The 24,478-nt window shown below is 71.8% G+C and carries 25 protein-coding genes; 14 read left to right on the forward strand and 11 right to left on the reverse strand.

The annotated features are described in order from the left end of the window. Positions 1 to 847: SLAC1 family transporter (locus ABD437_RS08150; RefSeq protein ID WP_344648113.1), on the reverse strand; the 847-nt coding region annotated here is incomplete at its 3' end. A gap of 70 nt (positions 848 to 917) precedes the next feature. Here ABD437_RS08150 and ABD437_RS08155 point away from each other — a divergent pair. Then, positions 918 to 1,841: a LysR family transcriptional regulator gene (locus ABD437_RS08155; RefSeq protein ID WP_344648114.1), complete on the forward strand. Its 924-nt coding sequence runs from the start codon at positions 918 to 920 to the stop codon at positions 1,839 to 1,841. 90 nt (positions 1,842 to 1,931) lie between these two features. Next, positions 1,932 to 2,393: a hypothetical protein gene (locus ABD437_RS08160; protein ID WP_344648115.1), complete on the forward strand. Its 462-nt coding sequence runs from the start codon at positions 1,932 to 1,934 to the stop codon at positions 2,391 to 2,393. 7 nt (positions 2,394 to 2,400) lie between these two features. Here the strand turns inward: ABD437_RS08160 and ABD437_RS08165 are convergent, their stop codons facing one another. Next, complete coding sequence (locus tag ABD437_RS08165; protein ID WP_344648116.1) at positions 2,401 to 2,856, reverse strand: lamin tail domain-containing protein; 456 nt, start codon at positions 2,854 to 2,856, stop codon at positions 2,401 to 2,403. A gap of 261 nt (positions 2,857 to 3,117) precedes the next feature. Here ABD437_RS08165 and ABD437_RS08170 point away from each other — a divergent pair, with 261 nt between their 5' ends. From ABD437_RS08170 to ABD437_RS08180, 3 genes are all read left to right on the forward strand, one after another. Continuing rightward, a complete protein-coding gene (locus ABD437_RS08170) occupies positions 3,118 to 3,519 on the forward strand; it encodes a hypothetical protein (protein ID WP_344648117.1) in 402 nt (133 codons plus the stop codon). Positions 3,520 to 3,607: 88 nt separating this feature from the next. Beyond that, positions 3,608 to 4,561, forward strand: coding sequence for an ATP-binding protein (locus ABD437_RS08175; RefSeq protein ID WP_344648118.1), 954 nt, complete (start codon positions 3,608 to 3,610; stop codon positions 4,559 to 4,561). Positions 4,562 to 4,575: 14 nt separating this feature from the next. Next, positions 4,576 to 4,968, forward strand: a complete 393-nt coding sequence (locus ABD437_RS08180; protein ID WP_035858565.1) for an SCO5389 family protein — start codon at positions 4,576 to 4,578, stop codon at positions 4,966 to 4,968. A 122-nt stretch (positions 4,969 to 5,090) separates the two neighbouring features. Here the strand turns inward: ABD437_RS08180 and ABD437_RS43000 are convergent, their stop codons facing one another. From ABD437_RS43000 to ABD437_RS08190, 3 genes are all read right to left on the reverse strand, one after another. Continuing rightward, positions 5,091 to 5,360, reverse strand: a complete 270-nt coding sequence (locus ABD437_RS43000) for a transposase (protein ID WP_425558108.1) — start codon at positions 5,358 to 5,360, stop codon at positions 5,091 to 5,093. After that, on the reverse strand, positions 5,291 to 5,836 hold the full coding sequence (locus ABD437_RS08185) for an IS5 family transposase (RefSeq protein ID WP_425558109.1): 546 nt from the start codon (positions 5,834 to 5,836) through the stop codon (positions 5,291 to 5,293). Before ABD437_RS08185 ends, ABD437_RS43000 begins: the two co-directional genes overlap by 70 nt. Positions 5,837 to 5,937: 101 nt before the next feature. Further along, a complete protein-coding gene (locus tag ABD437_RS08190) occupies positions 5,938 to 7,119 on the reverse strand; it encodes a glycosyltransferase (RefSeq protein ID WP_344648119.1) in 1,182 nt (393 codons plus the stop codon). Positions 7,120 to 7,211: 92 nt separating this feature from the next. Here ABD437_RS08190 and ABD437_RS08195 point away from each other — a divergent pair, with 92 nt between their 5' ends. Further along, positions 7,212 to 8,177, forward strand: coding sequence for a Gfo/Idh/MocA family protein (locus tag ABD437_RS08195; RefSeq protein ID WP_344648120.1), 966 nt, complete (start codon positions 7,212 to 7,214; stop codon positions 8,175 to 8,177). Continuing rightward, positions 8,170 to 9,228, forward strand: coding sequence for a zinc-dependent alcohol dehydrogenase (locus tag ABD437_RS08200; RefSeq protein ID WP_344648121.1), 1,059 nt, complete (start codon positions 8,170 to 8,172; stop codon positions 9,226 to 9,228). The genes ABD437_RS08195 and ABD437_RS08200 overlap by 8 nt, the downstream gene beginning before the upstream one ends. Here ABD437_RS08200 and ABD437_RS08205 read toward each other — a convergent pair. From ABD437_RS08205 to ABD437_RS08215, 3 genes are all read right to left on the reverse strand, one after another. Next, positions 9,201 to 9,887, reverse strand: a complete 687-nt coding sequence (locus ABD437_RS08205; RefSeq protein ID WP_344648122.1) for a SemiSWEET family transporter — start codon at positions 9,885 to 9,887, stop codon at positions 9,201 to 9,203. The genes ABD437_RS08200 and ABD437_RS08205 overlap by 28 nt on opposite strands. A 111-nt stretch (positions 9,888 to 9,998) precedes the next feature. Continuing rightward, on the reverse strand, positions 9,999 to 11,129 hold the full coding sequence (locus ABD437_RS08210; RefSeq protein WP_425558110.1) for a chitinase: 1,131 nt from the start codon (positions 11,127 to 11,129) through the stop codon (positions 9,999 to 10,001). A gap of 330 nt (positions 11,130 to 11,459) precedes the next feature. Further along, positions 11,460 to 12,266, reverse strand: a complete 807-nt coding sequence (locus ABD437_RS08215; RefSeq protein WP_344648123.1) for a hypothetical protein — start codon at positions 12,264 to 12,266, stop codon at positions 11,460 to 11,462. A gap of 227 nt (positions 12,267 to 12,493) precedes the next feature. Between ABD437_RS08215 and ABD437_RS08220 the strand changes: the two genes are divergently transcribed. The 5 genes from ABD437_RS08220 to ABD437_RS08240 all read left to right on the forward strand — a co-directional run bounded on the left by ABD437_RS08220 (position 12,494) and on the right by ABD437_RS08240 (position 17,106). Next, a complete protein-coding gene (locus tag ABD437_RS08220; protein WP_344648124.1) occupies positions 12,494 to 14,290 on the forward strand; it encodes an AfsR/SARP family transcriptional regulator in 1,797 nt (598 codons plus the stop codon). Positions 14,291 to 14,364: 74 nt separating this feature from the next. Further along, positions 14,365 to 15,021 carry a DUF5709 domain-containing protein gene (locus tag ABD437_RS08225; RefSeq protein ID WP_344648125.1) on the forward strand — a complete coding sequence of 219 codons (657 nt, stop codon included), beginning with the start codon at positions 14,365 to 14,367 and terminating at the stop codon, positions 15,019 to 15,021. 94 nt (positions 15,022 to 15,115) lie between these two features. Next, positions 15,116 to 15,406, forward strand: coding sequence for a DUF4190 domain-containing protein (locus ABD437_RS08230; protein WP_344648126.1), 291 nt, complete (start codon positions 15,116 to 15,118; stop codon positions 15,404 to 15,406). Positions 15,407 to 15,610: 204 nt separating this feature from the next. Then, positions 15,611 to 16,195, forward strand: a complete 585-nt coding sequence (locus tag ABD437_RS08235) for a SigE family RNA polymerase sigma factor (RefSeq protein WP_425558111.1) — start codon at positions 15,611 to 15,613, stop codon at positions 16,193 to 16,195. Then, positions 16,192 to 17,106: a hypothetical protein gene (locus tag ABD437_RS08240; RefSeq protein ID WP_344648128.1), complete on the forward strand. Its 915-nt coding sequence runs from the start codon at positions 16,192 to 16,194 to the stop codon at positions 17,104 to 17,106. The genes ABD437_RS08235 and ABD437_RS08240 overlap by 4 nt, the downstream gene beginning before the upstream one ends. Here ABD437_RS08240 and ABD437_RS08245 read toward each other — a convergent pair whose 3' ends face one another. Further along, the gene (locus ABD437_RS08245) at positions 17,107 to 18,612 is read right to left on the reverse strand and encodes an APC family permease (RefSeq protein WP_344648129.1); all 1,506 of its coding nucleotides are present in this window, start codon (positions 18,610 to 18,612) and stop codon (positions 17,107 to 17,109) included. A gap of 70 nt (positions 18,613 to 18,682) precedes the next feature. On the opposite strand from ABD437_RS08245, the gene ABD437_RS08250 reads away from it, so the two are divergent. Together ABD437_RS08250 and ABD437_RS08255 are read left to right on the forward strand one after the other, a co-directional pair. Beyond that, on the forward strand, positions 18,683 to 19,399 hold the full coding sequence (locus tag ABD437_RS08250) for a TetR/AcrR family transcriptional regulator (protein WP_344648130.1): 717 nt from the start codon (positions 18,683 to 18,685) through the stop codon (positions 19,397 to 19,399). Beyond that, positions 19,393 to 20,355 carry an acetylxylan esterase gene (locus ABD437_RS08255; RefSeq protein WP_344648131.1) on the forward strand — a complete coding sequence of 321 codons (963 nt, stop codon included), beginning with the start codon at positions 19,393 to 19,395 and terminating at the stop codon, positions 20,353 to 20,355. Before ABD437_RS08250 ends, ABD437_RS08255 begins: the two co-directional genes overlap by 7 nt. Here ABD437_RS08255 and ABD437_RS08260 read toward each other — a convergent pair. Both ABD437_RS08260 and ABD437_RS08265 read right to left on the reverse strand, forming a co-directional pair. Next, entirely contained in the window at positions 20,343 to 22,046 is a 1,704-nt protein-coding gene (locus ABD437_RS08260) for a PAS domain-containing protein (protein WP_344648132.1), read from the reverse strand. The two genes, ABD437_RS08255 and ABD437_RS08260, sit on opposite strands and share 13 nt — an antisense overlap. A 79-nt stretch (positions 22,047 to 22,125) precedes the next feature. Then, the gene (locus tag ABD437_RS08265) at positions 22,126 to 24,471 is read right to left on the reverse strand and encodes a hypothetical protein (RefSeq protein WP_344648133.1); all 2,346 of its coding nucleotides are present in this window, start codon (positions 24,469 to 24,471) and stop codon (positions 22,126 to 22,128) included. Positions 24,472 to 24,478: the final 7 nt, after the last annotated feature.

A 24,478-nucleotide genomic window follows, 5' to 3' on the forward strand; every position in this document is an offset into this window, starting at 1 on the left:
TCGTTCCGGTGACGAGTGTGCCGGTCGGGAACGTGAAGCCCCACCAGGCGAGGCCGAACGGCGGTCGCGTCCGGAGCGTGACCGCGCCGGCCAGCGCGAGCCACAGCAGGGCGAAGCCCCACACCGGCAGCGTGTACGCGAGCGGGTGTTCCCACAGCAGGTGCGCCGCGGTGATCGACTGGCCGAGCGGGCCGAGCACGATCCAGAGCGTGGGCACGAGCTTGGCCGGCAGCGGCGGGCCGGCGACCAGCCGCCCCCAGAGCTGGGAGATCACCAGCAGCGCGGCGATCAGCGCGGCGCCGAACAGCGCCGTGCAGACGAGCGTCAACTCGGCCCCGAACGGCACGTGCGGTGCGAGGAGCGCCCCGTTGGCCGCCGACACCATCGGCGGCACGACCGGCATCAACCACCCGCCGAACGGCAGCTCGCGGTGCTGGCGGGTGATCATCCGGTAGGGCACGCCGACCGCCGTCACGAGGCCGCCGACGGTGCCGAGCGTCCAGAGGACCGTGTCGAGCGCGACGGCGGCCGGCGCCGCACCGGACAGCACGAGCGCACCCCCGCCGACGGTCATCAGCGCCATCGGTGGCGCACCGTAGAACTGCAGGGTGATCGGGTCGGCCAGATGCCGGGTGACCCTTCTCCACTGCGCCGCCGACACCACGAGCAGGCCGACGAGCAACCCGGCCGCCGCGAGCCAGGTGACGGTGGCGAGCACGCGCAGCCCCGGCACCTGAACCGGTAGCCCGGCCGCGGAGACGGCGACGATCCCGGTGCCCATCACCGCGGCGAACCAGTTGGGGAGCAGGTCGCCCCGGGTAGGGGCGGGAAGTTCGATCGTCGTCACGCCTCCAGCCTCGGCCGCACCGGGACGGGCCGGTAGAGAGCGAATCGCGCTGAGCTCATAAGCTGCGGTTATGCCTCTCGCGCCGCTGTTCGCCGATCTGGGTAGCTTCGACCTGCTGCTCTCGGTCGCGCGGCTCGGCAGCGTCGGGCAGGCCGCCCGCGAGCACGGCGTCTCCCAGCCCGCGGCGAGCGCCCGGCTGCGTCAACTGGAACGCCGCCTCGGCATCGCGCTGCTCAACCGCACGCCACGCGGCTCCACGCTCACCGGCGAGGGCGCGCTGGTCGCCGATTGGGCCCGCGCCGCGATCGACGCCGCCGACGCGTTGGCGGCCGGCGTCGGCGCGCTGCGGGCCGCGCACGACAGCACGCTGCGGGTGGCGGCCAGCCAGACCGTCGCCGAGTACCTCTTCCCGGGCTGGCTGGTGTCGGTGCGGGCCGCGCACCCGGCCCTCGGCGTGACGCTCGACGCGGTGAACTCGGCCGACGTCGCCCGGCGCGTGCTGGCCGGCGAGGTCGACCTGGGCTTCGTCGAGGGCCCCGACCTCCCGTCCGGCCTGCACGCCGAGACCGTCCATTCCGACCGGCTCACGCTCGTCGTCGCGCCGAACCACCCGTGGGCGCGGCGTCGGCGCGGTGTGCCGGTGCGCGAACTGGCGGAGACGCCGCTGGTCGCACGCGAGTCCAGCTCCGGCACCCGCCGTGCGCTGGAGAGCGCGCTGAACGCGGCCGGCGTGACCTCGATCGTCCCGCCCCTGCTCGAACTCTCCTCCACCACCGCGATCAAGCACGCGGTGGCGGCCGGGAGCGGCCCGGCCGTGCTCAGCTCGCTGGCGATCGCCGGCGAGCTGAGCAGCGGGACGCTCGTCGAGGTGACGGTGAAGGCCGACCCCGGCGCCGCGCCGCTGGTGTTGCGGCGCGAGCTCAGGGCGGTGTGGCCCACCGGGCAGCCGCTCTCCGGCCCGGCGCGCGACCTCTACGCGATCGCCCGCAAATAACGTCCCTTGTGGATCGACGGTTGCCTCGCGGCGGTGGAACGACAAGAATGTAAGACGCGTGTCGTTTCTCGGTAGGGCGGGTGTTCAGGCGTGTTGGAGTTCGGCTTCTCGTTAGCCATCGCCGCGGTTGCGGTGTTCCTCACGATCGCCCTGGTCACGACGCTCTTACCGGTCGGTGCCGGCCTCGGCGGCGTCGCCGTCACGTTCCTCGGCCTCACCGGCGCCCTGTCCGGGTACTCGGCTTGGCGCTGGGTGCGTTGGGTCCGCTCCCGGGTGGAGCGCATGCACTGGTCGGTGATCGCCTCGCTCGGCGCCGCGGCCACCGCCGCCGAACTCTACGGAATGACGCGCCTGGCCACCGACTCGCTCGTCGGCATGCCGCAGCAGCTCGCCGGGCTGGCCGGTTTCAGCCTGCTCGCCGCGGTCACGGTGGCGATCACCGGCGTGTCGAGCCTGGGCCTCTACCAGCGCGCGATGACCGACCAGGCGCTCACCCGGTGGGCCGAGCGTCGCCTGAGCCGGCTCTCGGCCGGCGCGCTCACCGTCGCCTGAGGCCGCTTCAGCAGGCCACCGATCCGGTGCCCTTCTTCCAGCCGCAGGTGTCGATCTGGTTCCCGGCCGGGTCACGCAGGTACGCGGTGTCGCCGGTGTTGTTCCAGATGTAGTTCCCGGAGTTCCAGTACCGGTGGGTGGCGGTGTTCGTCCCCCGCCCGGTGTGCAGCCACAGCGTGGCGCCCGGCCGCACCGTGACGTTTCCGGTGAACGTGTAGACGTGGTTCGCCACGTCGCGCACCGTCCAGCGGTTGAGGTTCACGGTGGCCTTGCCGGTGTTCTTCAGCGTCAGGTACTCGGCGTTCAGGCTGGTGTTGGTGCGGGTGTCGGTGCCCGGCGAGTCGTAGACCGCGCGGCTGAACTGGACGACCGGCGCGGCCGAGGCCGGAGCCGCCGGAACGAGGGCGAACACGACAGCGGCGGCCGCAGTGGCCGTGGACGTCAGACCCGGGATTAGACGCAACGTAGTGCTCCATCGTCGTTGATCGCGGCACGAAGTGGGTCGACCGTATCCACACCGCAGCCGGAAAACCTCAGCCGCCGGGACGTGTCGGGCGGGCCGTTCATCCACAGGGGAATCTGCGTTCGGCGGCGGCGGTGGAGAAACGGCTGAGCCGGCATCGGCGTCCCTAGCGTGGTCGACGACCCCGCTTCGTCCGCCGGAGGGAACACCGTGAGCTGCCCGGGAAGCCACTGCCACGAGCACGACGGCCACGAGGTCGCGATGCAGCGAATGCTCCTCGACGCCGTCGACGAGATCCTCCGGTCCGGCTCGGCGGCGCCGGCCGACGAGGTGAGCCGGCGGCTCTCCGGTGTCGGCGCCCGGCCCGGCGAGGCCGCGTTCGCGGTCGAGTCGGTCGCGGCGGACCAGTTGCTCGCCCTCCGGTTCGGCTGGGCGCCGCTCGATCCGGTCGCCGTCGTCCGCTGGGTCTCCGATCGGCTCGGCGCCGAGCACGGCCGCCGAGCGCTGGGCGCGGCCGGCCTCCTCGGCCACCCGGAGGCTCCGCGGTGGTCGTCGGTGCGGCCGCAGCCGGGTGGTGCCGGGCGTCTGCTGCCCGCACTGGTTCTGCTCCTCGCCGGTGTCGTGGCTCTCGCCACCGAAGCGTCGGCCGATCACACGCCGTGACCCGACACGCCGCTGCCGACTCCCCTCGAGGCAGATCTTCATGATATTCATTTTCAGGTCCGGGCCAACCGTCTATCGAGGAGTTCCCGTGAAGATCGCGTTCGTCGGAAAGGGAGGGAGCGGCAAGACGACGCTGAGCGCGCTCTTCATCCGCCGGCTCGCCGCCGAAGGCCGGCCGGTGCTCGCCTTCGACGCCGACATCAACCAGCACCTCGGCGTCGCGCTGGGGCTACCGGAAGACGTCTCGATCACCCCCTTGGGCCAGCACCTCGATGAACTCAAGGACTATCTGCGCGGCGACAATCCGCGCATCGCGTCGGCGGCCGAGATGATCAAGACCACGCCGCCGGGGCGTGGCTCCCGGCTGCTGCGTGTCGGCGACGACGAGCCGCTCTGGGCGAAGTACGGCCACCCGGTCGGCGGGGCCCGGCTGCTGGTCACCGGGCCGTTCGCCGAGGCCGACCTCGGGGTGGCCTGCTACCACAGCAAGGTCGGCGCGGTGGAGCTCCTGCTCAACCACCTGGTGGACGGCGCGGACGAGTACGTCGTCGTCGACATGACGGCCGGCGCGGACGCGTTCGCCTCCGGGCTGTTCACCCGGTTCGACCGGACGGTGCTGGTCGTCGAACCCACCCGCAAGAGCGTCAGCGTCTACCACCAGTACCGCGGGTACGCCGCCGAGCACGGCGTGGAGGTGTCGGTCGTCGGCAACAAGGTGCTCGATGACGGCGACGTCGCCTTCCTGCGCGAGCAGGTCGGCGGCGACCTGCTCGGCTGCGTCGGGCTCTCACCCGCGATCCGGGCGGCCGAGCGCGGCGAGCCGCTGCACCTGGACGACCTGGCCCCGTCCGACCACTCGGCGCTGACCGCGGTGCGTGCCGCGCTCGACGCGACACCCCGCGACTGGCACCGCTACACCCGCCAGGCCGTCGATTTCCACCTGCGTAACGCGGCGGCCTGGGGCGACCAGCGCACCGGCACCGAGCTGGCCGATCAGATCGATCCCGGCTTCGTGCTGGGCCCCGACGCACTCATCCACTGATCGAAGGAGAAAACATGTCCCTCAACGTCCCCACCGCACTGCTCGAGCGGGCCGAGCACGGCGAGGTCAGCGACGCCGAGTTCGTCGACTGCGTCCGTGAGTCGCTGCCCTACGCCTGGTCGACGATCACCCGGGTGATCGCCGACCTGGAGTCCGGCTCCGACCCGTTCGCCGACGACTCGACGCCGCCGCCGAGCGAGGCCGAGCGCGGGCAGCTCCTGCGCGCCCTGGCCAGCGACGCGATCCGCGGTGGCCTGGAGCGGCACTTCGGGGTGGCGCTGGCGTTCCAGAACTGCCACCGCGTGGCGGCGTTCCGCCCGGCCGCGGTCGGCGGCCCGGAGCACCGCGCGTTCACGTCCACCCGGGGCCAGCTGCTCAACCAGTCCCCGGAACTGCGCGACTGCTGATCCACGCCGGCCGGCCGCCCCACGCACGACGGCGGCCGGCCGGCGGTCTCCCGTGGGCACACCGTCGAGGACGGACGTACCGGACCGGGCGCGGCCGTGTCCTGCGAATCACGTCAGCCAGATCAGCGTCGCTGCGAGGGTGAATAAAGCACGGCGCGTTTGGCGTAACGAGTCGCGATCGCGCGGAACTGTTCGAGCCGATTGAAGCCGCGTTCGACGAGGTTGCGCTGCCGGTAGACCACCGCGTCGAAGGCAGGCGGGCGGCCACCGGCCGAGCCTTTGGCTGCCCGCCGGGCGAGGTGATCCGACCGTTCCGGGATCGTCACCGCGATTCCGCGCCGCCGCAAAGCGATGCGGGTCGATAAATGTGCGTAAGCCTTATCTGCGACCACCCGGTCAGGGCGTTTGCGGGGCCGGCCCCGGCCCCCCGCGGCACCCGGACCTCATCGAGCAGCGGCAGCAGCTGCGGGTTGTCACCGGCCTGTCCCTCGGTCAGCCGGACAGCCATCGGTCGGCCTCGCCCATCGACAGCGAGGTGGATCTTGCTGCTCAGCCCGCCGCGGGACCGCCCGATCGCCTCACCCGCGACCGCAGGGATCGTGACGCCCGCACGCGTGGTGCCCCTTTTTTCACCGTCCCGGGCTTCGGGCCCCGGCGGCGTGCTGGTGAGCGCGGACCACGCTGGAATCGACGTGAAAGGTCCACTCGATCTCACCGACCGCGTCGTCGTGGACCTGCACATGTCCCAGGTCCCGTCCGCCGACCAGCGCCGCAAACGCTCGTGAGCGGTCTTCCACGATCCGTATCTATCGGGGATGTCGCGCCATGGCGCGCCCGTGCGCAGCTTCCACACGATCGCGTTGAGCACCTGCCGGTGGTCTTTCCACCGGCCTGTTCGAATTGCTGGTCAGCGCGGCCACTCGTTGATCGCGGCGATGTGCAGGGTCGCGAGAGCCGTTGTCCGGGCACCTAACCGGCTGGGGCATTACCTGGGAGGTCGGCGCCGCGGGTCAGAATTCGGTGGTAGAGGGCCACGTACTCGTCAGCGGCTCGGGACGGGGTGAAGCGTTGGGCGGCCGAGGCCGCGCAGTCTGCTGGGCTCAAGCGATCGGCCAGGCGCCAGGCCTCGGCGAAGCCGTCCTCGTCGTCGGCGAGTAATCCGGTGACGCCGGGCTCGATCAGCTCGGGCAGACATCCCCGCCGCAGCCCGATCACCGGCGTACCGAGCGCCAACGACTCCACCGCCGCGGTGCCACCCGGTTCCTCCCACCGCAGCGGGAAAAGCATGGCCCGCGCCGTGGCCACCAGCTCGTCCCGCTCCGCACCGGCCACGGTGCCGACCCACCGCACCAACTCGCCGTCCACGAACGGTTCCACGCTCTCCCGCCAGTACCGCACGTCCGGGTTGGAGAGCGCCGCATCACCGGACGCCACCAGATCCTCCGGCCGGTGATACGGCCCGATCGGCCCGGCCAGCACCAACCGCCGACCGACCCGGTGTGCGAGACGGGCCGCCAGATGCTGCCCCTTCAACGCACTGATTCGCCCCAGCACCACGCTGTGATCCCCTTTGGGGGGCCGAACCCGCTGGTCGGCGTCAGTGGCGAGAGGCGTCGCCAGATAGACGTGCCCAACGCTGTGCGCGCGCAACGCCGCCGGGGCCCGAGCCAACTGCGAAGCGGACACCCCGTTGACGAACACCCGGCCGCCACCGTCGAATCCGCTGTACAGAGCCGGGTGCTTGGCCAGGTCCCAGTGCAGCGTGTGCAACACCGGCGCACCCGTGCCGGCGGACAGCACCACCGGCCCCCACACCTCCACGTTGTCGTGCACGACGTCGATCTCGGGGCGTCGTTGGAGTTCCCGCGCAACCTGATGCATGTGGGCCGCGGCTACTCCCGCCGCCCGGTTGTACGGCCGCTGCAGCTGAGCGAACTGCCCGTCGTCGAAAGTCACGATCCGGTCCTCCGCCGCGAGCGTGCTGGTGCCTACCGTCGCCAGCACCACCCGCACACCTCGGCGGCGGAGTTCCGGCACCAGCGCCGCGATGACGTTCTCGATGCCGCCGTAGCCGTTCGGCGGCACCGGTAGCCAGGGGCCAGCATTCATCAGAACGGTGAGCGTCGACATCGGCACCTCCAGGGGCCACATGTCCATCACCGGTTTGCACGCCTCTAAACAATGAACGTTTTCCTCGTTGGGCAACGGGAACCGAACGCCCGACCCCCACTCGGAGGAACTCCATGCGCGCAGACCGGTACCGCGTCGGATTCGTCGGAGCCGGAGGCGTGGCCGCCCGCCACGCCTCGGTACTGGCCGGATTTCCGGACGTCGCAATAGTCGGTGTCGTCGATCCGTACGCGGACGCGGCCCGCTCGTTGTCCGAGAAATTCGGCGCGACCGTCGAGGAGAGCGTCGATGATCTCCTCGCGCTGGAGCCCGACGCGGTCTACGTCTGCGTGCCGCCGTTCGCCCACGGGCCGGCCGAGGCCGCGGTGCTGGCGGCGGGGATACCGCTGTTCGTGGAGAAGCCGCTCGGCCTCGACGCCGAGTTACCGCAGCAGCTCGCGGCGCGCATCGTCGCTGCCGACGTGGTGACCGGCGTCGGCTTCCACTGGCGGTACTCGGCCGCGGTGGCGCGGGCGCGGGACATCCTCGACGGCCACCGCGTGAGCCTCGTCGCCGGTACCTGGCTGGACAAGGTGCCGCCGGTCGGCTGGTGGCCCCGGCGCGACGGCTCCGGTGGTCAGCTGATCGAGCAGGCCGTGCACGTCGTCGATCTGGCGCGGGTTCTGGTGGGCGACGTGACCGAGGTCTACGCCGTAGCCGACGCGGCTCCGCCGGACGTGCCGGACGCCGACGTCGACAGTTCGGCGGCCGCGACGCTCCGGTTCGCCTCCGGGGCGGTCGGCACGCTGTCGACGACGTGCCGGCTGGGCTGGAAGCACCGCGCGGCGCTGGAGATCTTCGCGGACGGGATCGCGCTGGCGATTTCGGAGGAGGGGTGCGAGGTGCGGACCACCGAGGGGAACGAGTGGCATCCGGTGGATCCGATGGACGCCAAGCGCGCGGTCGACCGGGCGTTCCTGAACGCGGTCGGTGGCGACCGTGAAGGTCTGCGCGTCGATTATCCCGACGCTCTGCGCAGCCATCAGCTCGCGTGCGCACTCGCCCGCTCCGCGTCCGAACGGCGTCCGATCGATGTCTGACCGGGTGCTCGTCGTCGAGCAGCCCGGGCACCCGACGATTCGGGAAGTGCCGTCGGGCGGCGGTGGTCTGCGGGTCGAGACCGTGTTCAGCGGTCTGTCGGCCGGCACCGAGCTGGCCGCGGTGAAGGGCACCACGCCCTTCGCCACCTCGGCGTGGGACAGCGAGCTCGGCCTCTTCCGACCGGGCTCCGGCGCCGGGTACCCGATCGAACGACTCGGGTACATGGAGGTCGGCCGGGTGGCCGAGACCGGAGCGCTGGTGGCCATGGCCTACGGGCACCGCACCGGGTACGAAGCCGACCCGCTGGTCGATCGGATCGTGCCGCTACCACCCGACCTCGACCCGATCCTCGGGGTGTACGTGGCCCATGCCGGGCCGATCTGCGCGAACGGGCTGCTGCACGCCGCAGCTGATCTGTACGGCGAGGCCCGGACGCTCGGCGACGGCGTCCGCGGGCGTCGGGTGGTCACGCTGGGCGCGGGCATGATCGGACTGCTCACCGCCCTGCTCGCGCGCCACCACGGCGCGGCATCGGTCGTCGTGGTGGATCCGACGCCCGCACGGCGTTCCGTCGCGGAACGGCTCGGGTTCGAGACGCTCGACCCGGACGCCGTGGACGTGGCCGTGACGCTCAAGACGCGATGGCGGCACGCGGCCGCCGACCACGGCGCGGATGTGGTGTTCCAGTGCCGGGGGCGGGCCGAGGCGCTGGCGCTCGCACTGCGGGTGCTGCGACCTCAGGGCTCGGTGATCGACTTGGCGTTCTACCAGGGCGGGGCGGAGGCCGTTCGGCTCGGGGAGGAGTTCCATCACAACGGGCTCACCGTGCGGTGCGCGCAGATCGGGCGGGTGCCGCGCGGTACCGCACACGCGTGGGACCGTGACCGGTTGTCGGTGGAGACGGTCGATCTGCTGCGAGCGGAGGGCGCCGCGATCCGCGAGCACCTGATCACCGACCTGGTGCCGTTCGACGATGCGCCGGCCCACCTGCGAGCCCTGGCCACCCGGGACCGTTCGACCGTTCAGACCGTCTTCACGTTCACGCCGTGACGAGGTCCGGGCGACAGGTGCCCGGCGGCCCGGCGCTCGAGCGGAGTGGGGACGGTGCTGCGGCGGCGACGGCGGGCGCGAAGTAGGAAGTAGATGACCGTGCTCGCCATGAAGAGCTGCCAGAGGTTCGGGGCCCAGACGGCCGCGTCGGCCCGGAGGAACCCGTGCCCGAGCCAGGCGAGCGTGCAGACCAGCCCGAGCGCACAGGACACCGGCGACAACCCGGAGACATCCGGATCACGGACGAGCGACACCAGCTGCGGGATCCCCGGCAGCACCGTGGCCAGCGCGGCGACCGTACCGACGGCGGCCGCACCTCCCACCGCGTTCAGCCCCACCGCGACGAGCAGGACGCCTGCCAGCCCCAGCGCCCAGCGCGGCGCGGTACGCCGTGCGGACGGGGTCAGCCGGTAGACCGTCACCAGGATCAGGATCCCGATCGTGCTGTTCACCGCGTTGCCCACGATCTGGATCGCCCCGGCACCGGACAGCCCGTAGAACAGCCAGAGCACCGAGTTCTGCAGGCTCAGCCAGAGCCGGGCCGGCGGGATCCCGCTGACCTTCCCCCGAACGCAGCTGCGGTGCGCCTGCGGAAGGTTGAAGCCGATCGCCAGAACCGTCGCGACCCAACCCAGAACCCACGCTGCTTCCACCCGCATGCCGCCGACGCCCCCGCATCACGTGAAGTGCGGGTCTGCGCCCGCGGACACGGATCGGTTCGGCGGGGAAAGTTGCCGGCTGACGGATCGGGCGCGCAGGCTCCCGTTCTGCTACCCGAGGAACGAGCGGGCGAGGTGGTACTTGCTGTCGCTGGCTCCGGAGCAGGAGTCCGAGCTGGCGTTCGCCTCGGTGCCGTCGGTGCAGGGCTGGTCCCGGGCGAGCTGCCAGAACGACGTCCAGGCCGCGCCGCGCGAGCGGGCGAACGCGCCCAGCTGCTGGGCGTCGGAGGCGGTGAACACCTCGGTCGAGGGCTCGTTGACGCCGATCAGCGTCGTCACCGCCACCCGGCCCCAGGCAGCGGAGTCCGACAGCCCGAACGCGCTCTTGACCTGCTTCTGGGTGCCCTTCATCGACTCGATCGCGTAGTAGCCCATCCGGCCGTCGGGGTCCGGAGCCGCCGACTCGCCGAAGTCCATCGCCATCACGTTCACGGCGTGGATCGTGGCGCCGTTGCTCGCCGCGCTGGTGAGCAGGTTGACGCCGTCGGAGGTCAGGCCGGTCGGGTTCACCGGGAGCGTCACCGAGACCTCGAGCGACTTCCCGGCCGCCGACGCGGTGCGCTCCAGGATCGCGATCGCCTGGGAGCGGCGGTCGACCGACGCGCTGTCGCTCAGCACCCCGCCCTCGACGTCGAAGTCCACCCGGGTGAGCCCGTAGGCGTCGATCACGCTCTGGTACGCCGACGCCAGCTCCTCGGCCGACGAGCAGCTCGCCGCGAGCTCGGTGCCCGACTCCCCGCCGAACGAGACACGCACCTGGCCACCGGCGGCACGGTACGCCGACACCTTGCTCTTGACCGACGAGTCGCCGACGCCCACCTGGCCGTCCCACGCCGGGGTGCAGCCGTTGCCGGAGATGATGAACGCCAGGTTGAGGTGCTTGACCCCGGCGTTGCGCACCTCGAGCAGTTCCGCTTCCGAGTACTGCAGCACGTCGACGTAGGGCGAGAACTCGGTGCCGTTGGAGTTGGTCGGCTTGGGCGACGGCGAAGCCTTGCCGCCCGCGGCCGGGAGGTGCGATCGACGCGCGTGCGGCCGCTTCGACTCCGCGGACGGGGCCGGCTCGGCCGACGGGGTCTCGTCGTCCTCGCACTCCTCCGCGCTGCAGCCCGCCGCGAGCGGCGACGCGGTGTGGCGGATCGTCGGCCCGACCGCGGCGTACGCACCGGCGGTGGTCATCACGAACGCGACGACGAGGCCGATCGAAAGGACGAGGCGTCGAGGCGCTCGGCGTCGATGGGCACCCCCGGCACCCTTTCTCGATCGATGCACGGGGACCTAGCACTCCAGACGTGGCCGTTTGTTTCAGTCGTCAACAATATCGGTTCAGCGCAACGATCCGTTACCGCCGTCCACCGGACTTAAGGCAGCGTTAGGCCGATATCCAGCCTGCTCACAGGGTTGCGGCGAGAATCGTGACGGCGCCCACTCGGTCGCGTTTCGACGGTCACGGCACGGCGCCGGGCGACCGCCCCCCGTGGTGGCGGCCGCCCGGCGCGGAGTGGGCTCGGATCAGCTGGCGAGCAGCTCGTAGACGGAGTCCGGGGTCTCGGTCGTCTCCGCGGCCGGCGGCGCGGTGATCGGAGTTCCGGAACCGGGCTTCTGGTAGGTCACCGTGTAGGTCTGGGCCTTGCTGACGCTCGTCGCCGGCGCCGAGAGCACGAATTCGGTCACGACGCCGTCGGTGACCGTGGTCGTGAACGGCAACGCGTTCGCCTTGTCACCGAGCGCCTTCATCGTCTCGGCGGCGAAGAACTCACTCTTCGGCTGCTCGGCGAGGTTGATCGTCCCGCTGAACTTGCCCGGGGAGTCCTCGGTCGCGTCGACGATCGAGGTGAACAGCGCGTCGAGCCGCACCGGGTCCTCGTCCTGCGGGCCGAAGACCAGCTTCGTCGTCAGCCGGGACTGGTCGAGGGCCATCCACTTCTTCGGGTACTCGACGAAGCCCGCGTCCGGGTCGGCTTCGAGGTTCACCTTGACCCACGACTTCTGGTCGATGACCCGCAGCTCCAGGCTCAGCGTGTACTCCTCGGTCTTGTCGACGGACTTCTGGTTGTACGCCTTGGCCGGAGGGTTCACCGAGCCGGTGAAGGTCTCGGCCTCCTTCGGGTCACCCTGCTGCACCACCGTGTAGTCGTACGGCGCGGTGGTGGGCTTCACCGCGGCGTCGATCAGCTTCTGCTGCGGGGTCTGGACGGCTTCCTTCACGGTCTGGGCGACGCTGTCGGTGCCGCAACCGGTGAGCACGACGGAGGCGGCGAGCGCCAGGCCCGCTCCGAGCACACGGACGCGACGGCTGGACTTCACGGCAAAACGCATGACTTCTCTACTTCCAAATCGAGTGGGGCCGCTGTTACGGCGGGGGCACGAGTTGTCGCGCTTCGGAAGCGTGTCGAGGCCCGCTGCCGAAGCGCTGCGGCCCCGCTGCCGTGCACTGCCGAACGACTTCCCCACCCCGCTGAACTGCTGTTTTGTTATGTCGCAAATCGAATAGAGAGAAGTTGCTAAGGTCGCGTGCGCGCGCACAGTCGGTCGAGGAGGTACGGGTGGACGTCGACGGCGCCGAACCGGCGCTGCGTTTCGCCGCCCTCGGTCCACTCCGGATCTGGCGCGGTGGCCAGGCGCTCGATCTCGGTCCGGGAAAACAGCGGGCCGTGCTCGCCGTACTGCTGCTCGAAGCCAACCGCGCGGTACCGGCGCAACGCATCGTCGAGGCGGTCTGGGACGACGATCCGCCGGAGAACGGCGCGAACGTCGTCCAGAAGTACGTCGCCGGGCTGCGCCGGGTGTTGGAGCCCGAACGCTCGCCGCGCACCCCGTCGCAGGTGTTGACGCTCGGCGACGGCGGGTACCGGCTGCACGTCGGCGAGTACGACGTGCAGACGTTCCAGAACCGGGTCCGCCGGGCGGAGACGTTACGCCGGAGCGACGACACGCCCGGAGCCGCGGCCGAACTGCGTCGCGGCCTCGAGCTCTGGCGCGGGGTTCCAATCGCCGGGCTCGCCGGCCGCTGGTTCGACGCCCGGCGCCAGCAGCTCGGGGACCAGTACGCCGCGGCCTGGGAGTCGCTGGCCGAGCTCGAGCTCGAGCTCGGCCGGCACGCCGGGCTCACCACCGAGCTGGGCCGGTTGGTCAACGAGTACCCGGGGCGCGAGGGCCTGCGTGCGGCGTTGATGCTCGCGCTCTACCGCTCGGGGCGGCAGGTGGAGGCGCTGGCGGCGTACCGGGACGCCCAGGACCACCTGCGCGAGGAGTTCGGCGTCGATCCCGGCGACCATCTCCGCGAGCTGCACCAGCAGATCCTGTCGTCGGACCCGGCGCTGTCCCCCACCACGGCGACGACCCCCACCACGGCGACGGCCCCCGCCGCGGCGACGACCCCCGCGATGGCGACCGCGCCGACGCCGCCGCCCGCCGAACAGCCGCTCAGCCCCGTCCCGGAGGCGCCGTTCCCGGCTCCCCCGCCGGTGTCTCCCGCTCTCGCCTTCCCGCCGCCGGCTCACGCCTATCCACCGGTGTCCCCGCCGCCGGTCTACCCGCCGCCGACGGCGCCTCCGCCGGCCACCCAGTGGCATCCGATCGGCGCACCGACGGCGACCAGACCCGTGTACGCCGCGCCGCCGTACCCCGCGATGCCGCCCCCGCCGCCCACCCCCACGCCGACCACCGACGGCCGGGCCCTGTTCGGCGGTATCAAGGCGGCCCTGTTGACGCTGGTGGCGATCCTCACGGTCGGTCACGCGACGTTCCTGATCATCGGTCACATCGGCATGCGTCGACGCAGCATCCTGAACCTCCTCGCCGCGGTCGTCTACGCGGCGGCGACCGTCGGGCTGTGGATCGCGCTCATCACGATTCCGACCGAGTACAGCGAGGTCGACAGCCCGTGGACGGTCTGGGACTGGTTCATCCTGTCCGGCTTCGTCGGCCCCCCGATCCTCGGCGCGGTGCACGTGTTCGCGCTGGTGCTGCACGACGAGAGCAGCCGGCGGACCGTCGACAGGGCCGCGGTGATCAGCGGGCAGATGGACCGCGAGCGGGCGCTCCAGATCGTCACGCATCACCCGGAGATGGCACGGGACCTCCGGATCGGTCGCCCCGACCTCCCCCGCTGGTTCGCCGACGGTGGCCTGATCGACGTCAACGGCGTGCCGGAGTACGTCCTGTCCCAGATCGCCGGCCTGTCCATCGAACAAGCGGGTCGCATCATCGCCGACCGGTTCGTGCGCGGGCCCTACACGTCGGTCTACGACCTCACCTGCCGCCACCCCGACCTGCGGCTCAACGTCGCCGCGCTGCACCGGTTCGTGGCCCTCGTCGTGCCGAGCAACTCGACTACGTGACGTAACCGCACGTATGACCTGTTCCGGGATGGGTAGCCAACTCAACGAGCTACCCCGACGATCCCGGAGGACCCATGAGCACCGAACATTTCGCCGAATCGGTCACCGACCCCGAGGCCGAGGGGCTGCCGGGGTACGCCGACGACGATTCGTTCGCGGACCCGGAGCGTGACGCCGCCCGCGCGGCGGACGGGCCCTCGGCGGCAGCTCTCCCGACCGACCGCCCGATCGCGTCGACCGAGTTCGGCACCACGGCGGAGGAGCAGCGCGAGGGCGAACCGCTGGAGGACCGGCTGCGCCGCGAGGTGCCCGACGTCATCGAGGAGCTCGACGCTCCGACCGTGGCCGACCCGGTCGGTGAAGCCGAGGCCGAGTGGGAGTCCACCAACACCGACGAGACCGATCTGGACACCGGCGGCAGCCCGCGCGACGACTACCCCGAGGTGCAGGCGCGCCCCCTCGACGCCGACGACGTCGCAGTCGAGATCGACGGCGTGGCGCCCGAGGCGGAGGACCCGGAGACCGCGGCGGCCCTGGACGGCCTCGACCCGCGCACCGACTCGCCGGTCTCGGTCTACGACCGGGACATCGACGACCAGGCCGGCCGGCTGGTCGAGCCGGACGAGGGCGCCCACGTCGACGACGAGAAGGACGCGATCGCCGACGAGCGCGGGTTCGGCGGCACCTCGGCCGAGGAGCAGGCCATCCACGTGGTCCGTGACCTGCCCTGATCGATCGTCCTTTCTAGAGAGTGGTTAACGGCGCCCGGAACCGGGAACCACAGCAGCAACACAGTCGACGCACAGCTCCCTGGGGAGGAAGCTCATGGCGAACGTCTCCGGACACCCCGAGATGGGTTACGACAGCGCACCGGCTCGCTCGACCGGTAACGGTCTCGCGATCGGCTCGCTGGTCGTCGGTATCCTCGCGCTCGTCGCCAGCTGGGTGCCGATCGCCGGGTGGATCCTCGGTGCGGTGGCCGTCGTGCTGGGCGTTCTGAGCCGCCGTCAGGCCAAGGCCGGCAACGGGCTCGCGCTCGCCGGTCTGATCCTCGGCGCGGTGGCGTTCGTGATCTCGACCGCGCTGTTCCTGGTGGCCATCAGCCAGACCACCTGACGTTCGGCACTCCACGCGGGCCGCCCCGATCCCGGGGCGGCCCGCGTTGTCTTATCTGGACCTTCTACTGACTTAGGGCCCATTTAAATGGCCGCCCGGCAACCTTTTTTTGTATTCTCACCATTGATTTGACGGCCTATTTTCCGTGGCTAACATTCGATTTGTTTCCAGGCGCTGACTACGCACCCGGCAGCGCTGTGGGAGGTGGAAGGCGTGTTCGATCGGCCCCGCGAGCACGCCTTCCACAATTTTTTCGAAGCCCACCACGGAGAGCTGGCCCGCATGGCGTCGCTGATCACCGGTGACAGCAGCGTCGCCGACGACCTGGCCGCCGACGCACTGGCCGAGATCTGGCGCTACTGGGACCGCGTGACCGCCGCGGACGACCCGCTGGCCTACGCGCGCGGAGTCCTCGTCAACGTCGCCCGGAGCTGGAACCGGCGGCACGGGCTGGAGGAACACAGCGCCCGTCTGCTCGGCCTGTTCCGCCGCGACGAGCGCACCGCGGAGACCGACGTCCCGGCCGCGCTCGACGTCCGGGCCGCGCTGGCCCGCCTGCCGTACCGCCGGCGCGCGTGCGTCGTGCTGCGGTACGCGTTCGACGTGTCCGAGCGCGAGGTCGCCGACATCCTCGGCATCTCCGTCGGCACCGTGAAGAGCCAGACGTCACGTGGGGCCGCGCAACTCGCCGCGTTGATCGCGGCCACCGACGGGTCGGCCGACCCACGGGCCGCGCTGGTCCGGAGCGCGGCCGGTGGCCGCCGGGGCGCGACCGGGGGCGTGAGATGACGCCGGGCCCCCGCGAGGAGGAACTGCGCCTCCGCCTGCGCGCGGCGGCCGACGAGCACCAGCCCGACCGCGACGCGATGCTCGCCCGGATCGAACGCCGCCGCGCCGAAGCCTCGAGCGGCCGCTACCGCGCCGAGTTCTCGCCCGGCCCGTACCGCACCGGGAGGCCGGGCACCGGCGGACGCCGGTCCGCCGGGCGCGGGGGTTTCAGCGGCCTGCGCCCCCTGGCGGCCGCCGGTGCCCTGGGTGCCGTCGTGGCACTGGGAGTCAGCGGCGCCTGGCTCGTCGGCGGATTCGGGGCCGACGAGCAGCCCGATGCGGCCAGCGCGCCACCCCCGCCGGTGACCGCGGCCGCACCCACCGAGGCCTCCGCCGAACCGACCCCGCCCACGTCGACGCCCTCGGCCGCGTCGCCGTCCGCGGCGTCACCGTCGGCGCGGTCGGAGTCCCCGCGCGGGTCCTCCTCGCCCCGGACGAGCCGGTCGCCCGGGACGTCACGCCCGAACGAGACGTTCCCGGACGGGAGCGCACCCGTGCGGGGCTGGCTCTGGTCGGACGGCTCGATGGACCCCAACACCAACGACCACTACGCGCAGAGCACGGTCACGCTCAAGAACCAGACCGAGATGACCGCGCTCGACGTGACGATCCGGGTCGCGCTCTCGTCCGACGTGCGGACCATCGGCAACTGGAGCACGATCTCCAAGGACAAGCTCGTCATCACGACGCGTGAGCAGTCCGGGTGGCTCTACTACCGCTTCCAGCTGCGTGCCGGGGCCACCATCGCGCCGGGCAGCTACACGTTCGCGGGTCAGTACGACCCGGGCGGCCCGCGGAGCACCGGCAAGGACGCGTACCTGGCGTCGGCGAGCGCCGGCAGCTCGGACGTGCAGGTGCACGGCGGTTTCTGATCAGCGGTGGTACGAGTAGGTCTCGTGCACCGGGACGGGCTCGGTGACCAGCGGCGGAACGGCGTCGGGTTCCGGGCGGCCGATCCCGGCGTGGACGGCCGGGCGGCGGGCCCGCAGCACCAGCGCCCACGCGACCCCGGCGGCGAACGCCGTCCCGATCAGCGCGGCGAGCAGCCACGAGGGGCGGCCACCGGCGGGCGGGAACACCGACGACAGGCGTAGCAGGCCGAAGACGAACACGAAGCCGGTCACGACCGCGGCGACCGCGCCGGCCACCGCGCGCAGCTCCCAGCCGCCGACGTCGGTCTCGTCCTCGTCGCTGCGGAGGAACCAGAACAGCGCGCTGATCGACGTCAGCGCGAGCGCGCCGGTGATGCCGAGCCCGCTGGCCAGCCCGAGCCAGAGCGCGTAGATGCGGTCACCGCTCGCGACGACCCCGACCGCGCCGATCGCGGCGAGGGCCGGCACGCCGGCGCGGACGAGCCCGGCCTGGCGGGCACCGAGCCGGAACGCCGGCGGGAGCACACCGTCGAGCGCCAGCCCGGACAGCTGCCGGTTGACCGCCTTGTGCAGCACGACCGCACAGCCGACGACCGCGAGCACGAGCGTGAACATGATCAGCCGCCCGACGTTCGGCGCCGCTTCGGGCCCGACGATGCGGCCGATCAGCGTGAACAGCGACTGCCCGGTGGTGCCGGTCGTGGTGGCGACGTCGTCGGGCGCGACGGCGGCGCGGGCCTGGCCGCTGGTGGCCGCGCTGACCGCCCACGCGCTGAACGCCGACGCGGTGGTCATGATGATCCCCGCCAGGTAGGCCGCGCGCGGGACGTTGCGGCCGGGGGCGCGGACGTCGCGGATGAAGTTGAGGCTGGTGTCCAGGCCGATGAACGCGGTGACCGCGAAGCACAGCGCGATGCCGAACGACCCGCTGAACAGCCAGCCCGGGTCGAGCGGCGCGGTGAGATCGCCGTCGCGCATCGGCAGTTGCAACGCACGCACGTCGAACCAGATCAGGATGACGGCCTGGGCGACGAGCAGCCCACCGAGCAGCCAGATCACCCGGCGCAGCCGGACCATGCTCAGCAGTGACACGAGCACGACACCGATCAACGCGGCGGCCTCACCGGGCAGGTCGACGCCCAGGACGTCGACCGACAGGCCGGAGAGCGTCAGCGCGAACACCGCGTAGAGCGAGACGAGCGACCCCAGGTACGAGACGAGCACCACCGCGGCGACGCCGAGCCCGAGCGTCGGGCCGAGCCCGACGGAGACCAGCGCGTAGAGGCCACCCGGGTGCCGTACCCGGCGGGCCATGCTGGTGAAGGCCAGCGCCGCACAGAGCAGCGCCACACCGCCGAGCACGTAGACCAGCGGCATCGCGACCACGTGCCCGAACTGGAAGGCGCCGGGGATCGCGACCCACGCCACCAGCAGCGGTGCGTGGCTCATCGTGGCGACGATGGCCAGTTGCCAGCCGGCGAGCGTGCCTTCGTGTGACCTGGACATGCGAACAACTCCAATGCGAACAACGTTCGCGTAATAATAGGTCGATTGCTCGATGCGTCAAGATGAGCCAATGAGCTCCGCGACCGAGATCGGGCGGGCCGGAAGCGCGGCGTGGTGGCAGGACCGCCGCGCCGCACGGCACCGGCGCCGTCACCGCCAGGGCGGCTTGACGATCGAACAGATCACCAGGTCCGCGCTGGTGATCGTCGACGGCGAAGGGCTGAGCGCGCTGACCATGCGCCGGTTGGCCGACGATCTCGGCACCGGGGCCGCGTCGCTGTACCGGCACGTCGCCAACCGCGAGGAGCTGCTGGTCGAGGCCGTCGACCACGTCCTCGGCGAGGTGGAGTTCGGCACCCCGAAACCGACCTGGCGCGAGGACTTCGCCAACCAGGCCAACCTGCTGTGGTCGACGCTCATCGCGCACCCGCACCTGCTGCCGGTCGTGCTGCGGACGCCGCTGCTCGGGCCGAACGCGGTCGCCGGACGCGAGGCGAGCCTGCGCCGGATGCTCGACTTCGGTTTCCACCCGGTCGACGTCCAGCCGATCTACACCGTGATCGTCACGACCGCGCTGGGCCACGCCGCGTTCGCGGGTGCCATCGAGCGGCCCGGCCCGCTGCGCCCGGAGGTGTACGCGGCACTGCCCGCCGACGAGTACCCGACGGTGACCGCGCTGGCCGAGCGCACCGAACCGCAGACCTCGTCGGCACTGTTCGCGCTGACGATCGACATCATGTTGGACGGCATCGAAACCCGTTATCCCCGCAAGGAGCGTCCGTGCTGACCGATCTACCCCTCGACCAGCTGATCTCGTACCGCAGCAGCCAGACGCGACCGGACGATTTCGAGGAGTTCTGGGACACCACGCTGGCCGAGGCCCGGCAGCACGACGTCGACGTGTCGGCGGAACTCGTCGAGACCGGCCTCACCACGATCGACACCTACGACGTGGCGTTCGCCGGGTACGGCGGTGAGCGGATCCGGGCCTGGCTGCGGGTGCCCGCCGGGGCGTCCGGGCCGCTGCCGACGGTGGTCGAGTACATCGGGTACGGCGGCGGCCGTGGGCACGTGCTGGACAACCTGACCTGGGCGTCGGCCGGCTACGCGCACCTGTACATGGACACCCGCGGCCAGGGCTCGAGGTGGAGCGTCGGCCACACGCCGGACTCGGCCGCGTCCGGTCCGCAGATCCCGGGGTTCGTCACCCGGGGTATCGAGGACCCGTCGACCTATTACTACCGGCGCCTCTACACCGACGCCGTACGCGCGGTCGACGCCGCCCGCGCGCTGCCGCAGGTCGACGTCGAGCGCATCGCGGTGCACGGGCGGAGCCAGGGCGGCGCGCTGACGCTGGCCGTCGCCGGGCTGCGTAACGACGTCCGCGCGGCGCTGGCGTTCGTGCCGTTCCTGTCGGACTTCCCGCGGGCGACACGCATCACCGACGCGCAGCCGTACCGCGAGGTGGCCGACTACCTGGCCACCCACCGCGAGGACGTGGCCCGGGCGCACCGCACGCTCTCGTACTTCGACGGCGTGAACATGGTCTCGCGCGCGAGCGCACCGGCGTTGATCTCGGTCGGGCTGATGGACCCGGTCTGCCCGCCGTCGACGGTGTACGCGGCGATCAACGCGTACCCGGCTCCGTGCGAGGTACTGACCTGGGACTACAACGGCCACGAGGGCGGCGGCCCGGTCGACGTCGAGCGGGCGCTGACGTTCCTGAAGGCTCAGCTGGGCTGATCCTGGCGGTGCACGTGGATGTGGTGACCGAGGTCGGCGGCGATCCGGGACAGGTGCGCGGCCAGCGCGTCCGGCTCGGCCTCGCCGTCGGCCGGCTCGGCGTCGAGCACCCCGAGGACGCCGTCGGCACCCGGTACCGGCACCGCGACGCCGGTGCCGTGGTCGAACGCCGCCGCTCCGGTGTCCCAGGCCGCGCCCACCCGGCTCTCGCCCCGGCGCACCGCGGCCGGTCGGGACTCCCCGGAGGAGTCGGCGACCAGCCGGAGCTCGGCGTCCTCGACGAGCCAGAGCCGGACGCGGCTGCCGGGTTGCGCGTCCGCGACCGCACCGACCAGGCGCTGCGCCACCTCGGCCGAGTAGCCGCAGCGCAGCAGCAGCCGGGCGATGGCCAGCTCGCAGGCGCGCCGGACGCGGTCCTGGCTGGCGACCGTGACGTCCCGTAGCGCCACGACCGCACCCTCCGCGCCGTTGCCGACGACGATCCGCTCGGCGTTGGCGAGGAATCGCCGCACCGGTCTCCCCGGGACGTGGAAGTCCATCGGGGCGTCACGCACGTGTTCCCCGGCCAGCGCCCGTGCGCTCGGGTAGTCGGCCGGGTCCAGCACGGTGCCGTCCGGGCCGGAGAGGTACTGGCGCAACCGCAGCGCGGCCTCGGCGAGCGACGTCGGCTTCGCCTCCATGACGTCGAGCAGCGCCGGGTTGCCGAACAGCGGCCGGCCGTTCGCGTCGCACACGTACACCGCCGTGGTGAGGCTGTTCAGCACCGCCTGCAGCAGGCCTTCGCGCCGGTCGGCGTCGGCTTCGGCGTCGAACCGGCCCGAGGCGTCGAGCAGCGAGACGCAGATCCGGGTGCCACCGGCTCCGGACACCGCGCGGATCGACGCGTCGACGGGCATCCGCCGTCCCGCTTTCGTCGTCGCCCACATCGTCTGGCGACGGACCGCGCCGCGCCGTTCGGACGGCAACGCGGACAGCGTCGCCAGGATCGCGCGGATCGTCACGGCGTCGCGGTCGGGGAACAGCAGTTGGTGCAGCGGGGTGCCGAGCACCTCGTCCCGGGTCCAGCCGAACGTGCCGGTCGCGGCCGCGTTCCAGGCCAGGATCGCGCCGTCGCCGTCGACCACCAGGAACGCTTCGGCCAACGCGTCCAGCAGCGGGACGAGGTCGAGCAGGTTGACCGTGAGCTCGGCGGCCATTCCCGCGACGCCGGGCAGCAGTCCGGCCGTCGTCGCGACGCCGGACAACGCGGCACGCTGAGCCACGGTCCACGACCGCGGGCCGTGATCGAGCGCGCAGACGCTGCCGACGACCGCACCGTCCGATCCGAGCAGCGGCACCCCGGCGAACGCACCGATGCCGAGGTACGAGACCACCGCGGCCCTGGCCGCCGCCGGATCGTCGGCGGTGTCGGCGAGCCAGACCGGTTCGCCGGAGGCCACCACGCTGCGGCACAGGGAGTCGGCGACCGCGATCCGCCGGGTGAGCGCGAACACGCCACCGATGCCGTGCAGTCCGACCAGCCGGTCCCACTCGCCGTCGACCAGGGAGACGACGCCGATCGGCGCGCCCGTGACGTTGGCCGCCGCGCCCGCGATGGCGTCCATCGAGAGCGGTACTCCGGAGAGGATCGCCGCCGCACGGTCGACCGCCGCGAGCCGTCGTTCGTCGTGGAGGTCGCCGTTCTCGTCCATGTGCGCGTGCCTGCCGTCGTCCGACCGCGGAGGGGGTGCAACGCGCGGGACGATAGCAGTATTAACGGCATTTCCGGCGCTATGCGGCAGGCACCGGCTCTGGCACTGTTGCTAGCGCTTCATCCGGTTCGTCGGGGACGGGGATGTTCCACGGGCTCAGGCCGTCGAAGAGCCGGACGAGCGTCCCCATCGCCGAGAGCAGGATCAGCGGGAAGACCGGACTGAACGCGCGTGCCCCGGAGGGCGTCCCGCTCGCGACCTCGAGCAGCACGGCGGCCACGATGCCCCCCAGCGCCAACGCCGCCATCGGGTCACGCAGAGCACGCAGCGACGAACCGGCCACGGCGAGCACGAGCACCGAACAGAGCACGGCGTCCTCGGCCAGGTACGTGCCGTCGATCCGGAGCAGCGCGCCCAGGCCCTTCCCGAGGCTTCCGAGGTACCGCGCGTCGGCGATCGTCGCGACCTGCCCGAGCGCGACCAGCCCGACCGCGAGCCCGGACGCGACCGCGGAGTAGGGCAGCCAGGCGTTGCGCACGGAGCGTTTCCGCACGGCCGTGACCGCCCACACGGTTACGACCGCGGCCACGAACGCCATCGCCGGTGCCCGGCCGGCCAGCAGCAACGCGGTGAGCACCGCGAAGGCGACGAGGGCCCGACGTCCGCGTCGGCCGTCGAGCGGCAACGTGAACAGCAGCGCGCAGCCGAGCGCGAGCGCGAGCATGTCGGCCGTGCCGGTCAGCGACGACGCGACGATCTGGTCGCAGACCAGGAACACGACCGCGGTGACGGTGCCGACGAGCGCACCCCAGCGCGCGACCGCGAACCACGTCAGCAGACCGACCGCGGCGAAGAACGACAGCACCGGGACGACGATCAGGCCCTTGTCACCGAGCAGGGCGACGAACGGCGCCGAGAGCACCGGGTAGACCAGGTTCGGGTCGGCCGACGTGGCGTGCCCGAACAGCCAGTCCGAGCCGACACCGAAGCACGAGTCGCGGCCGCAGAACGTCGCGGCGAACGGTTTGTCGTAGAGCTCGGCGCGGGTGCGTATCGCCGCCTCGTCCGGCGAGAAACCGAGGGCCCGGTACGACCAGCCCAGGTGGTACGTGCTCGCCGAGTAGAAGTGCCAGATCCGGTACGACAGCACGACCGGCACCAGCGCCGCGAGGCTCACGACCGTGACCCAGGCGTGCGTCGGCATCCGTCCGATCCGTCGCACGTCCTGTTCGAGCGCGATCGGTTCGCGCGGTCCGGCCTCGGTCGAGCGGGAGGGCCGCCGCCGGATTGGCCCCCACAGGTCGACCATCAACGCGACGACCGCCAGCACCAGCAGCGGCACGATCGGCGCGTGGTAGCGGAACGCGGCCGGCCAGAACTCGATCACGTTGAACGCGCTGACCACGAAGAACGCGCCGGCGGCCAGTGCGGAGAGCTCACTTCGGAACCGCCAGACCACGGCCACTGCCGACGCCGCGAGCAGCGCCACCAGCGCCAGGTCGTACCGCACGGCCAAGAGGTCGGACCGGACGATGTTCCAGGTGACCTCGGGGATCGCCGCGATCCCGCTGGTGCCGAAGTACTTGAGCGTGAGCTCGTCGAGGCTCTCCAGGAGCGACAGGTCCTCGCCGCCGAAGATCATCGGTGTGATCACCATCTGCGCGGCCAGCACGACGAACGCGACGACGTTCCCCCAGATCGCGAACGGGAGCCAGGGGTTGCGGAAGGCCCGGTCCCGGACCGCCACCAGCAGCCACGCCGCCGCGACCGCGGCCGGGAGCGCGATGGCGAACTGCCGGTTGAGCATGCCCAGGAAGACCAGCGCGACGTAGACGACCAGCTGCTTGCGGCCCACCCGGCGAGCCAGCGGGAGCACCAGCAGGGGCAGCGCCAGCAGCGCGAACGCCGGTCCCTCGGTGTGCGCGACGACGCTCCAGCGCGACACGTAGACCGGGAGCAGCAGCATCGCGCCGGCCACCAGCGCCCACCGCGGCCCCCACAGCCGGGAGGCGAGCAGCACGGTCGCGAGGATCGTCAACGCGTAGCCGACGATCGGCACGACCAGCATTCCGGCCGGCCCGAACAGCGCCACGAACGGTGCCGAGAGCACCGGCAGCAGGACCCGCGGGCCCACCACGGCGGCGTACGGGCCGGTGAAGAAGCTCTCCCGGAAGTCGGCCGGCCAGCAGGTCAGACAGGTGGCCAGGCCGGGGTCGTCCCGTAGGTAGTCGTAGGACAGCTGCGCGGCCTCGGCCTGCGGGTGCCCCAGGTACCAGTAGGTCCAGGCCAGGTAGATCCGCGAGTCCGGACCGTACTGGGCGTTCGTCACCAGAGCCAGCACCACGGCGAGGACGCAGAGCGCCCCGAGCACGAGCCATCCCTGGGGCGGCAGAGCGGTGCGGAGCGATCGGGCCATCGTCTTCATCGGTTCG

The organism is Cryptosporangium japonicum, assembly GCF_039524755.1.
Classification (GTDB): Bacteria; Actinomycetota; Actinomycetes; order Mycobacteriales; family Cryptosporangiaceae; genus Cryptosporangium; species Cryptosporangium japonicum.

Excerpts from the sequence above, each read along its gene's own strand:
- ABD437_RS08180 (WP_035858565.1), top strand. The coding sequence starts at position 4,576 with ATGTCCCTCAACGTCCCCACCGCACTGCTCGAGCGGGCCGAGCACGGC.
- ABD437_RS08195 (WP_344648120.1), top strand. The coding sequence starts at position 7,212 with ATGCGCGCAGACCGGTACCGCGTCGGATTCGTCGGAGCCGGAGGCGTG.
- ABD437_RS08230 (WP_344648126.1), top strand. The coding sequence starts at position 15,116 with ATGGCGAACGTCTCCGGACACCCCGAGATGGGTTACGACAGCGCACCG.
- ABD437_RS08245 (WP_344648129.1), bottom strand. The coding sequence starts at position 18,612 with ATGTCCAGGTCACACGAAGGCACGCTCGCCGGCTGGCAACTGGCCATC.
- ABD437_RS08225 (WP_344648125.1), top strand. The coding sequence starts at position 14,365 with ATGAGCACCGAACATTTCGCCGAATCGGTCACCGACCCCGAGGCCGAG.
- ABD437_RS08215 (WP_344648123.1), bottom strand. The coding sequence starts at position 12,266 with ATGCGTTTTGCCGTGAAGTCCAGCCGTCGCGTCCGTGTGCTCGGAGCG.
- ABD437_RS08200 (WP_344648121.1), top strand. The coding sequence starts at position 8,170 with ATGTCTGACCGGGTGCTCGTCGTCGAGCAGCCCGGGCACCCGACGATT.
- ABD437_RS08250 (WP_344648130.1), top strand. The coding sequence starts at position 18,683 with ATGAGCTCCGCGACCGAGATCGGGCGGGCCGGAAGCGCGGCGTGGTGG.
- ABD437_RS08260 (WP_344648132.1), bottom strand. The coding sequence starts at position 22,046 with ATGGACGAGAACGGCGACCTCCACGACGAACGACGGCTCGCGGCGGTC.
- ABD437_RS08190 (WP_344648119.1), bottom strand. The coding sequence starts at position 7,119 with ATGTGGCCCCTGGAGGTGCCGATGTCGACGCTCACCGTTCTGATGAAT.
- ABD437_RS08240 (WP_344648128.1), top strand. The coding sequence starts at position 16,192 with ATGACGCCGGGCCCCCGCGAGGAGGAACTGCGCCTCCGCCTGCGCGCG.
- ABD437_RS08155 (WP_344648114.1), top strand. The coding sequence starts at position 918 with ATGCCTCTCGCGCCGCTGTTCGCCGATCTGGGTAGCTTCGACCTGCTG.
- ABD437_RS08205 (WP_344648122.1), bottom strand. The coding sequence starts at position 9,887 with ATGCGGGTGGAAGCAGCGTGGGTTCTGGGTTGGGTCGCGACGGTTCTG.
- ABD437_RS08170 (WP_344648117.1), top strand. The coding sequence starts at position 3,118 with ATGCAGCGAATGCTCCTCGACGCCGTCGACGAGATCCTCCGGTCCGGC.
- ABD437_RS08265 (WP_344648133.1), bottom strand. The coding sequence starts at position 24,471 with ATGAAGACGATGGCCCGATCGCTCCGCACCGCTCTGCCGCCCCAGGGA.